This window comes from Dickeya lacustris, from assembly GCF_029635795.1.
GTDB classification, from domain to species: domain Bacteria; phylum Pseudomonadota; class Gammaproteobacteria; order Enterobacterales; family Enterobacteriaceae; genus Dickeya; species Dickeya lacustris.
The window spans coordinates 2,048,011-2,062,393 of record NZ_CP114280.1 but is presented as its reverse complement, the minus strand read 5'-3'; the positions used below and the strand labels follow the sequence as shown (position 1 = coordinate 2,062,393).

The following is a 14,383-nucleotide window of genomic DNA, read 5'->3' as shown; positions in this document are numbered from 1 at the left end:
GATGTTTCGAGTTCTAGACCGCTATATCGGTAAAACTATTTTTAACACCATCATGATGACGTTATTCATGCTGGTGTCGCTTTCCGGCATCATCAAGTTTGTCGATCAGTTGCGCAAAGTCGGGCAGGGTAGTTACTCCGTTGCTGGTGCCGGGCTATATACGCTGCTGAGTGTGCCGAAAGATATCGAGATTTTCTTCCCGATGGCGGCATTGCTGGGGGCATTGCTCGGGCTTGGACAATTGGCCACGCGCAGCGAACTGGTGGTGATGCAGGCCTCTGGCTTTACCCGCTTGCAGATAGCGGCTGCCGTCATGAAAACTGCGATTCCGCTGGTGTTATTGACGATGGCGATTGGCGAATGGCTGGCCCCGGCCGGGGAACAGATGGCGCGTAATTACCGCTCGCAGATGATGTATGGCCGCTCGATGTTGTCTACTCAAATTGGCCTGTGGGCAAAAGACGGTAATGATTTTGTCTATATCCAGCGAGTCGCAGGAGCCAATGAACTGGCGGGTATCAATATTTATCATTTTGATAACCAAAGTAAATTGCTGTCGATTCGCTATGCGTCATCCGCTGTGTATGAAAATGGTGCCTGGAAACTCTCGCAGGTTGAACAGTCTGAACTGTCTGATGGAAAGCAGATTGGCGGCAGCCAGACGTTAAGTGGCGAGTGGAAAACCAACCTGACGCCCGATAAGCTCGGCGTAGTGGCATTAGACCCGGATGCGCTGTCGATTCGTGGCTTGTATGACTATATTGTCTACTTGAATCAGAGTGGTCAGGAAGCGGGGCGCTACCAGCTCAACTTGTGGAACAAGCTATTTGCGCCGTTATCGGTAGCGGTCATGATGCTGATGGCATTGTCGTTCATTTTTGGCCCGCTACGCAGCGTACCTGCCGGGGTGCGTATTGTCATAGGCATCAGCTTCGGCTTCCTGTTCTACGTATTGGATCAAATCTTTGGCCCACTCAGTTTGGTTTATCACCTGCCGCCGATACTGGGAGCGTTGCTACCTAGCGCGTTATTCCTGTTTATCAGCATCGTGCTGTTATTAAAACGCCGATAGCATTGCGTGGCGTCTCTGGCGGGCAAAGCTGCCCGCCGCTTATATAGCATCACGTATATGTCACCACTGAAAACCGCCGATTGGCGGGTAAATTGCCGCAAGAGACGATTTTTTCAGCATTCGCAACGTGAACATCATGATTCTGGTTGCACCCAACGCACAGCTCGGTATAATCCACCACGTTTTCCGCAAAGTACTACTTCGTGCCGAAGTGGCGAAATCGGTAGACGCAGTTGATTCAAAATCAACCGTAGAAATACGTGCCGGTTCGAGTCCGGCCTTCGGCACCAACAGTATATAAATAGACGTCAACCGACGTCTTTTTTTATGTCTGAAATCCAGTATTTACCCGCCTTTCCCGCTATATTCATTCTCTCAGGGTCAACCGACATCTATGTACATCTACCAACAGTTGTTGGTACAGATGATGGTATTTTCGGTTCGATAATGCTTGTACCAACGGGGAGGAGGTAAGTATGGCGCTCACTGATATCAAAGTCAGAACAGCCAAGCCTTCGGATAAGCAATACAAGCTGACCGATGGCAATGGTATGCATCTGCTGGTTCATCCCAATGGCTCAAAGTATTGGCGCTTACAGTACCGTTTTGGCGGTAAACAGAAGATGCTGGCACTGGGGGTTTATCCTGATGTCTCTCTGGCTGATGCCAGAGCACGCCGTGATGAGGCGCGGAAGTTATTGGCAAACGGCACTGACCCCGGCGACAAAAAGAAATCCGATAAGATTGAACAAAGCGAAGCGTTAACCTTTAAAGAGGTGGCAATAGAATGGCACTCCACCAATAAAAAATGGTCGCAGGAGCACAGCCAACGTGTGCTGAAAAGCCTGGAAGATAACCTTTTCCCGGCAATAGGCAAACGCAACATCGCCGAACTTAAAACCCGTGACCTGCTAGCGCCCATCAAGGCGGTGGAGCAATCAGGCCGCCTTGAAGTCGCCTCACGGCTCCAGCAACGCACAACCGCAATAATGCGCTACGCCGTACAAAGCGGATTAATCGATTACAACCCGGCGCAGGAAATGGCAGGGGCGGTGGCGTCCAGCAATCGGCAGCATCGCCCAGCACTGGATCTCAAGCACACGCCCGAACTGCTCCGACGTATCGATAACTACACCGGCAGGCCATTAACCCGTCTGGCGGTCGAACTGACGTTATTGATTTTTATCCGCTCCAGCGAACTGCGCTTTGCACGCTGGTCAGAGATAGATTTTGATACCGCCCTGTGGACGATTCCCCCGGAGCGCGAACCTATCGACGGCGTAAAACACTCTCACCGTGGCTCAAAAATGCGTACTCCGCACCTGGTGCCGCTTTCCCGACAGGCACTGGCGACGCTGAAACAAATCCAGCAATTTAGCGGCGACCATGAGCTTATCTTTATTGGCGACCACGACCCGCGTAAACCCATGAGTGAAAATACGGTGAATAAGGCGCTGCGAGTGATGGGGTATGACACCAAGGTAGAAGTCTGCGGCCATGGTTTCCGCACCATGGCCTGTAGCTCGCTTATCGAGTCGGGCCTATGGTCTCGTGATGCGGTAGAACGCCAGATGAGCCATATGGAGCGTAACTCGGTACGAGCGGCCTACATCCACAAAGCCGAGCACCTGGACGAGCGTAAACTGATGCTGCAATGGTGGGCGGATTTCCTCGATGCGAATCGGGAGAAGGCAGTTAGTGCGTTTGATTTTAAAAACTACTGATAGTAACAGACTGATTATTATCAAGAAAATACAGCCAGGTGACAATCAATTACCGTGCCTATACTTTTAGATGAAGTTAATTTCTGTAGAGTTTCTACTGTATAATAATTATTGACGAACGTGCTTCCACGATCAACAATATGTTTATCAAATCACTTTTCTTACAGTACTTCTTCTACAGATAAGAGGGTGGTTTTTGCGACAGACTGCAACCTGTCGCGTTGTCTCAAACCCAAAGCGTCTAAACTAGGATAGGAGAGTTGAACCATGGCAGTTTACCAAATTTCTTACGATCTGCAAAAGAAGATTATTACACTTCGCGTAACAACAGAATTAAATCCGGCAGAGCCTAATGCTAACTCTATGACTTTACATGGGTCATTGTCACTAACCAAATTGCTGCGTAAGTTCGCTGGGTTGTTCTGGTTATGGTGATGTTTCTTTGGCTGCACAGATAAAATGGTAGGGATGCAGATTATTGACATGAGGGTCCTTATTAGCTCAAAGCTAGACCCTTAAATCCTCCTTTAAGACAAGTACACCAGGAGTGGTGTACTCAACTGAGGCCATTATGCCAATACAGTTATTTAAGCTAGTTGATATGGCTGACATCCGCTCAGGCTACACCTTCCGGGGGGCAATAGAACCAGTACCTGACGGGGATGTGCGCATATTACAAATTAAGGACCTTGATCAGGATTGGCAGGGAGATCAAGCTGTTTTACCAGCAATAAGTTGGGAGCAGCGCGTTAAACCGCCATTCCTTGAACAAAATGATATTGTCGTTGCCGCTAGAGGTAACCGAAACGTCGCTGTTATCTATCGTAGCGATATTCCAGTGGTAGCTACGAGCCAGTTTTTGATCGTTACACCTCTACGAAAAATGAATGCGATCGCACCAGAGTATCTGTGCTGGGTACTAAACCACCCTATGACGCAACAAATGTTTAATCGTAGTGGTACGGGCATTCAGCTCATTACTAAAGCCGCATTTGCTGGATGTAAAGATTCCTGTTCCATCGATACAAACACAGCGAAAAATTATTGAGCTTCAACGAGTCTGGCAGAAAGAAGAACTACTTATAAGTCAGTTACAGAATAACCGCCATCAGCTTGAACTTGGTATTTTACAACAATTACTTAAGGATTAATGTGTTATGAGCAACAAGATCGACCAGAACCGTATCAACAATGTGTTATGGAGTGTGTGCGATATTTTCCGTGGCACCATCAGCCCCGACACCTATAAAGATTTCATTCTTACCATGCTGTTCCTTAAATACATTTCGGACGTCTGGCAGGATCATTACGATGGTTATAAGGCTGAATATGGTGATGAACCAGAACTGATCGAAGAGATGATGAAGAACGAGCGTTTTGTTCTGCCAAAACAGGCCAGTTTTTACACGCTCTTTCAGCATCGCAATGAACCGGGTAATGGCGAGCGCATCGATAAAGCTCTGCACGCGATTGAAGAAGCTAACGGCACAAAACTGAAAGACGCGGGAAAAAGCGTGTTTCAGGATATCTCTTTTAATACCGACAAGCTGGGTGAAGAGAAGCAAAAGAACGGGATTCTAAAAGATCTCCTTGAAGAGTTTTCCTGTGCAGATCTGGACCTAAAACCTAGCCGTATCGGTGGATTAGATGTGATCGGCAATGCTTACGAGTATCTGATTGGTAAGTTTGCTGCTAATAGCGGCCAGAAGGCAGGCGAGTACTATACCCCACCGGAAGTGTCCGACTTGATGGCGGAATTACTCGATCCGCAACCTGGTGATACCATTTGCGACCCTGCCTGTGGTTCTGCGTCGTTATTGATGAAATGCGGCCGTAAAGTGGTACAAAACCATGGTAGTAAGCAGTATGAGTTATATGGTCAGGAAGCGATTGGTTCGACCTGGTCACTGGCGAAAATGAACATGTTTTTGCACGGCGAAGATAACCACAAGATTGAATGGGGCGATACCATTCGTAACCCTAAATTGCTGGATAAGAATGGCGACCTTAAGCTGTTTGATATCGTTACCGCTAATCCGCCCTTCTCGCTGGATAAGTGGGGATACAGTGAGGTGGAAAGCGATAAATTCAGCCGTTTCCGTCGCGGCCTACCGCCGAAAACTAAGGGTGACTACGCCTTTATTTCGCATATGATCGAAACGCTGAAACCGAAAAGTGGGCGCATGGGGGTGGTAGTACCGCATGGTGTACTGTTCCGTGGTTCCAGCGAAGGGAAAATCCGCCAGAAACTGATTGAAGAAAATTTGTTGGATGCGGTGATCGGCCTACCGGAAAAACTTTTTTTTGGCACCGGCATTCCTGCTGCTATTCTGATTTTCAAAAAGCAGAAAGTTGACGATAACGTAATGTTTATCGATGCCAGTCGAGAGTTTACCACCGATAAGGCGCAAAACCGGTTAAGTGCAGACCATATTGCCAAAATCGTTAAAACCTACCGCGAAGGTGATAACGTTGATAAATACGCTTATCTTGCCAGCCTGCAAGAGATACGCGATAACGACTATAACCTGAATATTCCCCGCTACGTCGATACCTTTGAAGAAGAAGAGGAAATTGACCTGATGGTGGTCCGCGCCGAACGTAAGCAACTGCAAGCACAATTGGCTGAGCTGGAATTGGAAATGGAGAAGTATCTGGAGGAGTTGGGTTATGGTGCCTAAGGGGTGGAAAAAAGATACTTTAGGGAATCTGTTTGAGTTTAAAAATGGCTTAAATACTGAAAAAGAGCAATACGGTAGTGGCTATAAATTTGTCAACGTTATGGATGTTTTTGGAAATGTCATTCTCACAGAATCTAAGATTATTGGTCGAGTTCAGGTCTCAGAGAAACAGCTTAGCGACTACCAATTGAAGTATGGCGATGTACTGTTTAATCGAACTTCAGAAACATTTGAAGAAATAGCAATGGCAGCAGTCTATCTAGATAATGCTGTTGCCACTTTTGGTGGTTTTGTGATCAGGGGACGTCCAAAAGCAAATGAAATTATTCCTGACTATTCAGCTTTTTTGTTTCAAGCTTCTAGTTATAGAAGACAAGCAATTAAATTAGGTCAAGGTGCAATTCGAGCAAATATTGGGCAAAAAGACTTATCTAAAGTTAGCATTTTAATCCCCATTATCGGAGAGCAAAAGAAAATCGCCGAAATCCTTTCTACCTGGGATAAGGCAATCACTACCACTGAGCAACTGCTCAACAATAGCCAGCAGCAGAAAAAAGCATTGATGCAGCAATTGGTTACAGGAAAGAAACGTTTTCCGGGGTTTAGTGATAAGTGGAAAAAAACGATATTGGGAGCTGTTGCCAATATGAGCAGTGGTGGAACTCCTACATCCTCTGTTAAGGAATACTACAATGGTGGTATTCCTTGGGTCTCGATAGCTGATATGACAAGTCAAGGGAAGTGGATCACATCTACTGATAAGACTCTTTCTAATATTGGTTTGGAAAATAGCTCTGCGAAACTATATCCTGAAAATACCATTCTTTATGCAATGTATGCTTCTATTGGAGAATGTAGTATTGCTCGAGTCCCACTTTGTTCTTCTCAAGCAATTCTTGGTATACGTCCGAAGCAAGATTTGCACTATGAGTATTTATATTTTTTTCTAAGTCATTTGAAAGAAAAAATTAAACTTCAAGGGCAACAAGGTACACAGTCTAATCTAAATGCGGGCATGGTGAAAAAATTTAGTATTTTGTTGCCAAGCTTAGAGGAGCAAAAAGCAATTTCAACATCACTTAACATTGCAGACCAAGAAATCGAAACCCTAAAACAAAAGCTCAACCACCTAAAGCAAGAAAAAAAAGCCCTGATGCAGCAACTGCTCACCGGTAAACGCCGGGTGAAAACGGAGGCAGCATGACGGCTAAGCACTTACCTCAAGCCCCGGCAGGTGAATTCCTGCTGTTCCAAAGCGATGATGGCCGTGCTCGTGTTGAATGCCGATTTGAAGCGGAAACGCTTTGGCTGTCGCAGGCTTCAATGGCGGAGCTGTATGGTAAAGATGTGCGAACCATTAACGAACATCTAGTCAACATCTTTGCTGAAGACGAACTTGCTCAAAATTCAACTATCCGGAAATTCCGGATAGTTCGTTTAGAGGGTAAGCGTCAGGTGGCAAGAGAGATCGATCACTACAACCTTGAAGCGGTGCTGGCCGTTGGTTATCGTGTTCGTTCAACCCGGGGCACCCAGTTCCGCCAATGGGCCACGCAAACCTTGCAGGAATACCTGATTAAAGGCTTTGTGATGGATGATGAGCGGCTGAAAAATCCGCCGGTCGGCCCGTCAGTGGTGCCCGATTACTTTGGTGAGATGCTGGAGCGCATCCGAGATATTCGTGCCAGCGAACGGCGCGTCTATTTACGGGTACGGGAAATCTTTGCTCTCGCTGCGGATTATCAGCCTTCACTGAAAGAGACCACACTCTTTTTCCAGACTATCCAGAATAAACTGCATTTTGCTTGCACCGGGAAAACGGCGGCTGAACTTATTCACCAACGCGCCGATGCCAGTCTTCCGCATATGGGGTTGACCAGCTTCAAGGGTGACGAAGTGCGTAAAGGGGATGTCACCGTCGCCAAAAATTATCTCAATCAAAGCGAAGTTGATGAACTGAACCGCGTGGTCAATATGTGGCTGGATTTTGCTGAAGATCAGGCCAGACGACGCCAGCAGATATTTTTACGCGACTGGCAGGAAAAATTAGATCAATTCTTGCAATTCAACGATCGTGATGTATTAAAAGGTGCAGGTACGATCAGCAAGAAAATGGCGGATGATAAGGCTCAGGCTGAATATGAACAGTTCGCCGAGCAACAGCGTCGTTTAAAAGAAGCAGAGGGTGAGCGGGATATCACTGAGCTATTACAGTGGCAAACCAATCCAAAAACTAAGGATGCGCCATGAGTATGCAACATGTGCCAAAATTTCAGGAAGAATACAGCGCTAAAATACCGGCACTAACATTACTCACCAGTCTTGGGTGGTCATATATTACGCCTGATCAGGCGCAGGAGGCACGTGGTAATAAGTCGGATCAGGTGGTATTAAGCCAGATTCTGCGTGAGCAATTGCAAAAGCGTACCTTCACTTTTGCAGGACGGGACTATCCGCTCTCCGATAAAGCGATTGATAACCTGATTGCCGAAGTAAACAGCCCGGCTTTGAATGAAGGTTTGCTCACCGCCAATGAGAGACTCTATAACCACCTGATGTACGGTATTTCTGTCACTGAGTTTATTGATAGTAAAAAGGCTAACCCCACCATAGCGTTGATTGACTGGCATAATCCGGTGAATAACAGTTTTGTCTTTACTGAAGAATTCAGTGTGACTCGCTCTAATGGTATTGAGTCGCGCAGGCCGGATATCGTTTGTTTTGTGAATGGTATTCCGCTGGCGATTATCGAGGCCAAACGTCCAGATAGTAATGCCAAAAAAGGCCCAACCCTTGATGAAGGGATTTCGCAAAGCCTGCGTAATCAGCGGCACGATGAAATTCCGCGTTTATTCGCTTACAGCCAGCTACTGTTATCCATTAATGGTCATGATGGCCGTTACGGCACCTGCGGCACGCCAGCGAAGTTTTGGGCGAACTGGCGTGAAGAGGATATCTCGGATGCTGAGATGTATGCCATCAAGAATCACTCACTTTCCACAGAACAATTCACTGCGCTGTTCAGCCATCGTTCTCAAGCCATTGTGGATTGGTATCAACAGTTAATAACGAGCGGTGAACTTGCCGTTACCGGGCAAGATAAGCTGTTAATTAGCCTATTGTCGCCAGTTCGTCTGTTGGAGATGACTCGCTACTTTACGCTGTTTGATAAGAAAGTGGGGAAGGTTGTTGCCCGCTATCAGCAGGTGTTTGGCATCAAGCGTCTGATTGAGCGTATTAATACCAAACGTCCTGATGGTGGGCGTGAAGGTGGCGTGATTTGGCATACCACCGGTTCTGGTAAATCATTCACGATGGTTTTTCTGAGCAAGGTGCTAATTCTGCATGAAACCCTAAAGCAGTGCCGCATTGTGGTGGTGACTGACCGTATTGACCTGGAAAAACAACTCAGCCGTACCTTTATTTCTGGCGGCGAATTGTATGGGAAACGAGATAAAGCATCTGCTATCGCGACCTCCGGTACGCGGCTGGCGGAGCAGATTGGCAAAGGGACGGAGCGCATTATTTTTTCGCTGATTCAGAAGTTTAATACCGCGATTCGGCTGCCGGGATGCGTTAATACCAGCTCAGATATTATCGTCTTGATTGATGAAGGCCACCGTAGCCAGGGCGGTGAAAACCATATCCGCATGAAGCAGGCATTGCCTAATGCCGCGTTTGTCGCTTTTACCGGCACCCCGCTGCTAAAAGACGATAAAACCACCAATAAGTTTGGTCCGATTGTGCATGCCTACACCATGCAGCGGGCAGTGGAAGACAAAACGGTAACGCCGCTGTTATACGAAGAGCGTAATTCCTGACCTTGATGTTAATGAACGTGCGATTGATAGCTGGTTTGAACGTATTACCGAAGGATTAAGCGACGAACAAAAAACAGATCTCAAACGTAAGTTTGCCAGAAAGGGGCAAATATACAGCACAGACGATCGCATCCGTCTTATCGCATTGGATATTGCTAACCACTTCGACAAGAATATTGATGATGGCTTAAAAGGCCAGCTCGCCTGTGACAGTAAGGTCTCTGCGATTAAGTATAAAAAATATCTTGATGAAGCAGGCTTATTTGAATCAGCGGTGGTTATTAGCTCGCCCGATACCCGTGAGGGTAATACTGAGATCGATGAATCCACCATGCCGGAAGTGGCGCAGTGGTGGAAAGAGAATGTTGGCTCGCAGGATGAACAGGTTTATACCCAGCATATTATCGAGCGTTTTGATAAAGATGATTCGCTCAAAATCCTGATTGTGGTCGATAAGCTGCTGACAGGCTTTGACGAGCCGAAAAACGCCGTGCTCTATATCGACAAGCCGCTTAAAGGGCACAACCTGATCCAGGCGATTGCTCGCGTTAACCGTTTACATCCGAAAAAGAAATTTGGATTGTTGATCGATTATCGCGGCATTCTCCGCGAACTGGATACCACCATTCAGCACTACCAAAAGCTCGCTTCCCGTACCCAAGGCGGTTACGACATCAACGATCTTGTTGGTCTCTACGGCCAGATGAGCACGGAGTACAAACGTCTCCCTCAGCTTTATAAAAATCTGTGGGCAATTTTTTCTGGTGTGAAAAATAAGAATGACACCCAGCAACTGCGCCAGGTGCTAATACCACGTATTGAAGAGCGAAACGGCGAACTTGTCGATATTCATCTGAGGGTGCGTGAAGACTTCTACGAAGCGCTGACGGCGTTTGCCAGTTGCCTGAAAGTAGCATTGCAATCTGCTACGTTCTTTGAAGATAAGAGCTTCAGTGATGATGATCGTTATCACTATAAAGAAACGGTGAGTCAGTTCTCTAGCTTACGCCAGTTAGTTCAGCAGGATGCGGGCGAGCGTATCGACTACGATGAGTACGCTGCTCAGGTGAAAAAACTGCTGGATAAACACGTGGTGGGTGTTGAGGTCCGAGAGCCCGATGGCGTATATGAAGTGAGCCAGATGGGGCAATTCCAGCAACCCGAAGACTGGAGCGATGAGAAAACTCGCAACGAAACAGACATCATCAAAACACGCGTCACGCGGATGATTGAACAGCAACTGCGTGACGACCCTTACGCACAGGAGGCTTTTTCTAAGCTATTGCGTCAGGCGATTGAAGAAGCGGAGAAGTTATTTGATCATCCGTTGAAGCAATACCTGCTGTTTCGTGAGTTTGAAGAGCAAGTACAAGAACGTCGGCTGAATGATATCCCTGATGCATTTGCCGGTAATCACCATGCTCAAGCTTATTTTGGTGTATTCAGAAAAATTCTGCCGGAGGTTTTTGCGATTGTTGATGCACAGGTACAGGCACAAATGGGTAAAACTGGCATTTACTCTCGATCAGCTTGTCGACGTTTCGGTAGCGGAAAACTCGATTAATCCACAAAACATTGAAGCGGATATCCGTAAGAAACTGCTACCTATGCTGTTTAAAGAATGCAAGGCGATTGGCGGTGGTATGGATCAAGCAAAAAAGATGGTGGAGATGATCGTACAAATCACCCGAGTCGGGTTGAGTGGGGTTTAATTCGTGTCTGCTCAACGTCCACATAGGTCAATGTGTTTTTTTTACGGTGATGAGCGAATTAGTTTTGACTGCGTTTCGCGTCTCCAGTCAGTTGGACGCGTGCTGATAAAAGTACACCCAGATTGCAGGGTGGTTGTTTCAGCACCCAAGGATGCTGACGATCATGCAGTACTGAATGCGGTGAAAAAGCGTGGTCGTTGGATATATCAACAACTACGTGATTTTCGCCAGCAGCGTGAATACATCACTCCACGGCAGTACATTAGCGGGGAGAGTCATTATTACTTGGGTAAGCAATATCTGCTAAAGGTTCTTGAAGAGCCATCAGGGATACAGGGCGTCAAGATGTTGCGCGGCAAGCTGGAGGTGACGCTACACCAGAGAAACGCAGCAAAGGTTCGGCAGTTGCTTGTGGATTGGTACAAAACCCGAGCTAAAGAGGTTTTTTCCAGGCGATTAGAGGCGATGCTGGAACAGGCATTATGGGTAAGTGAACGTCCGCAACTACGCCTTTTAACGATGCAAACCCAATGGGGAAGTTGCTCTCCTCATGGTCGGTTGACGCTCAACCCCTATTTGGTCAAAGCCCCCCGTGAATGCATTGATTATGTGATTCTACATGAACTGTGTCATATCGCTGAGCATAACCATAGCGAACGCTTTTATCGGCTAATGGGACAGGTGATGCCTGCATGGGAAATAGTAAAAACACGTCTGGATGGGATGGCCGGGGTGATTTTTTCTGATTTATGATGTAGGGATGAGATTTTCCCTAGGGCAGCAAAATGGGTAACAATGGTGTATATGTTCACCGTCCTCATAAGTTGGAAGTACACTTGGTTGCTGAGTAACCAACTAATTTATAGCTGATTGGTTTGATAACCAATCCAATAAAAACATTATCAGGGATGTTTCCATGGCCGTTCCTACCTACGATAAATTTATTGAGCCAGTACTCCGCTATTTGGCAGGTAAACCTGATGGCGTACCGGCTCGCGATGCGCACGAAGCCGCTGCTGAAGCACTTAATCTTGATGATAATCAGCGGTCAGAAGCAATTGCCAGCGGTCAGTTAGTTTATAAAAATCGGGCTGGTTGGGCACATGACCGCCTGAAGCGAGCCGGGTTATCGCAAAGCTTATCCAGAGGCAAGTGGTGCTTAACGCCAGAAGGAGTTAATTGGGTACATGCCCATCCCCTGCCACTCACTGAAGAGGAAGTGAACTATCTGGCGCTTGATTTTATGAACGTGAAGCTTAAGCAGCAACCTGATGCTGTCGATCTTGATCCAAGGCCAGCCATACTGAACCAGGAAGAGCTGGCAAAAAGCAGCCCGGACGATCGTCTTGATCAGGCGTTAAAAGAGCTGCGGGACGCAGTTGCTGATGAGCTGTTGGAAAATCTGTTACAAGTATCCCCGACACGTTTTGAGGTTATCGTTCTGGATGTTCTTCATCGTCTGGGATATGGCGGGCATCGGGATGACCTGCAACGCGTAGGCGGCACCGGTGATGGTGGTATCGACGGTATTATTTCGCTTGATAAGCTGGGGCTGGAAAAGGTTTACGTACAGGCTAAACGCTGGCAAAACACCGTTGGCCGTCCAGAACTGCAAGCGTTCTATGGTGCGCTGGCCGGACAAAAGGCGAAACGTGGTGTGTTTATCACCACTTCCGGTTTTACTTCTCAGGCGCGAGATTTTGCCCATTCCGTTGAAGGTATGGTTCTGGTTGATGGCGAACGCCTGGTTCATTTGATGATTGAAAACGAAGTCGGTGTTTCTTCACGCTTGGTTAAAGTGCCTAAGCTGGATATGGATTATTTTGAGTAATGAGTGAATCTGAGCCGGAGCGATGGCTCCGGCTATTGGTTTAGACGGCTTGTTTGAGTGCTTTCTGAATGGTTGACCTGTAGTGGCACACTAAATTTGGCCACCTGAATAGAGGTGATATCATCGCCTCATAGTCAAAAACAGGTGACATTATGACCGGACGTAACAGACGCAATTTTAGCCCTGAGTTTCGCCTTGAAGCTGCCCAGCTTGTACTCGATCAGCATTACACTGTTGCCGCCGCTGCCACGGCAATGAATGTCGGCAAATCCACGATGGATAAGTGGGTCCGCCAGTTGAAAGAAGAACGAGCGGGAAAATCACCCATAGCTTCACCCATGACACCTGAGCAGATTGAAATACGCGAGCTGAAGAAAAGACTTCAACGTGTTGAAATAGAAAGGGATATATTAAAAAAGGCTACCGCGCTCTTGATGTCAGACTCCCTGAACAATTCTCATTAGTTGAGAAACTCAGGGCGCGGTTTCCCGTTGCCGTTATGTGCAATGTGTTTGGGGTTCATCGCAGCAGCTATAAATACTGGCGGCAACCAAAGAAGCCTGATGCCACACACGTGGTATTACTCGGTCTTGTTCGTGAAAGCTATCGCGAAAGTCATGGTTCTGCAGGTGCACGTAATATTGCCGCGATGGTCACAACCAAAGGCGTAAAACTGAGTCGCTGGCGAGCAACAAAGCTGATGACAGAACTTAATCTCATCAGCTGTCAGCAGCCCGGCCATCGATATAAGAAGGCGTCTAAGGAGCACGTAGAGATCCCCAATTATCTTGAGCGCCAGTTTGCAGTAACAGAACCTAATCAGGTCTGGTGTGGTGATGTGACGTATATCTGGACAGGTAAACATTGGGCTTATTTAGCCGTTGTGCTTGATCTGTTTCTCGTAAACCAGTTGGCTGGGCGATGTCATTTTTCCCGGACTCTGCATTGACAACGAAAGCGCTGTCCATGGCCTGGGAAGCGCGAGGAAAACCCTCTAATTTGCTGTATCACTCGGATCAAGGTAGCCACTATACCAGCAGAAATTTCAGACAATTACTGTGGAGATATCAGATAAAGCAAAGCCTGAGTCGCCGGGGGAATTGCTGGGATAACAGCCCGATGGAACGTTTTTTTAGAAGCCTGAAAACAGAGTGGGTGCCGAATAATGGATACGCCAACTTTAGTGAAGCCAGCGCAGCGATAACGAACTACATCACGGAATATTACAGCCAGCTCAGACCCCATCAATATAATGGTGGTTTGACGCCGAATGAATCAGAACGATTGTTCTGGAAAAACTCTAACGCTGTGGCCAGTTTTTGTTGACCACTACAACCCGGGTTTAATGCCTCCAGGTCAAGCTTTAACTGCCTGCATGTGTCGATGGAGGATTAATCCACCTAAGAGGAATTAAGTTCGTAGTAAATTGTCAATTGTCGCAGGCTTGATATCTCAAGGTTGATAACGGGCTTGCCAGCTCGAGCTTTTCTTTCGGAGATATCCGGGGTTAACAAAAATACATGAAAATACCTCACCTCTTTT

At 47.0% G+C, this 14,383-nt stretch carries 9 protein-coding genes, 1 tRNA gene and 2 pseudogenes; all 12 read left to right on the top strand.

What is annotated here, in order from left to right; genetic code table 11:
* Position 1: 1 nt before the first annotated feature.
* The 12 genes and pseudogenes from lptG (at position 2) to O1Q98_RS09305 (ending at position 14,167) form a co-directional block, all read left to right on the top strand.
* Positions 2–1,072: an LPS export ABC transporter permease LptG gene (lptG, locus tag O1Q98_RS09360; protein WP_125258081.1), complete on the top strand. Its 1,071-nt coding sequence runs from the start codon at positions 2–4 to the stop codon at positions 1,070–1,072.
* A gap of 205 nt (positions 1,073–1,277) precedes the next feature.
* Positions 1,278–1,362: transfer RNA gene (locus tag O1Q98_RS09355), tRNA-Leu, on the top strand.
* 186 nt (positions 1,363–1,548) lie between these two features.
* Positions 1,549–2,796, top strand: a complete 1,248-nt coding sequence (locus O1Q98_RS09350; protein WP_125258082.1) for a tyrosine-type recombinase/integrase — start codon at positions 1,549–1,551, stop codon at positions 2,794–2,796.
* Positions 2,797–3,063: 267 nt separating this feature from the next.
* A complete protein-coding gene (locus tag O1Q98_RS09345) occupies positions 3,064–3,231 on the top strand; it encodes a hypothetical protein (RefSeq protein WP_238553314.1) in 168 nt (55 codons plus the stop codon).
* Between the two features lie 136 nt (positions 3,232–3,367).
* Complete coding sequence (locus O1Q98_RS09340) at positions 3,368–3,844, top strand: restriction endonuclease subunit S (RefSeq protein WP_278143558.1); 477 nt, start codon at positions 3,368–3,370, stop codon at positions 3,842–3,844.
* A 109-nt stretch (positions 3,845–3,953) separates the two neighbouring features.
* The gene (locus O1Q98_RS09335; protein WP_125258083.1) at positions 3,954–5,477 is read left to right on the top strand and encodes a type I restriction-modification system subunit M; all 1,524 of its coding nucleotides are present in this window, start codon (positions 3,954–3,956) and stop codon (positions 5,475–5,477) included.
* Positions 5,467–6,681, top strand: coding sequence for a restriction endonuclease subunit S (locus tag O1Q98_RS09330; RefSeq protein WP_125258084.1), 1,215 nt, complete (start codon positions 5,467–5,469; stop codon positions 6,679–6,681). Before O1Q98_RS09335 ends, O1Q98_RS09330 begins: the two co-directional genes overlap by 11 nt.
* Entirely contained in the window at positions 6,678–7,727 is a 1,050-nt protein-coding gene (locus tag O1Q98_RS09325) for a virulence RhuM family protein (RefSeq protein ID WP_125258085.1), read from the top strand. The genes O1Q98_RS09330 and O1Q98_RS09325 overlap by 4 nt, the downstream gene beginning before the upstream one ends.
* Positions 7,724–11,010, top strand: a pseudogene (locus O1Q98_RS09320) (type I restriction endonuclease subunit R). The gene O1Q98_RS09325 and the pseudogene O1Q98_RS09320 overlap by 4 nt, the downstream one beginning before the upstream one ends.
* A 30-nt stretch (positions 11,011–11,040) precedes the next feature.
* Positions 11,041–11,763 carry a M48 family metallopeptidase gene (locus O1Q98_RS09315; protein ID WP_125258091.1) on the top strand — a complete coding sequence of 241 codons (723 nt, stop codon included), beginning with the start codon at positions 11,041–11,043 and terminating at the stop codon, positions 11,761–11,763.
* Positions 11,764–11,926: 163 nt separating this feature from the next.
* Entirely contained in the window at positions 11,927–12,841 is a 915-nt protein-coding gene (locus O1Q98_RS09310) for a restriction endonuclease (protein WP_012883150.1), read from the top strand.
* A 152-nt stretch (positions 12,842–12,993) separates the two neighbouring features.
* Positions 12,994–14,167 (top strand): annotated as a pseudogene (locus O1Q98_RS09305) (IS3 family transposase).
* The last annotated feature ends 216 nt before the right edge of the window (positions 14,168–14,383 follow it).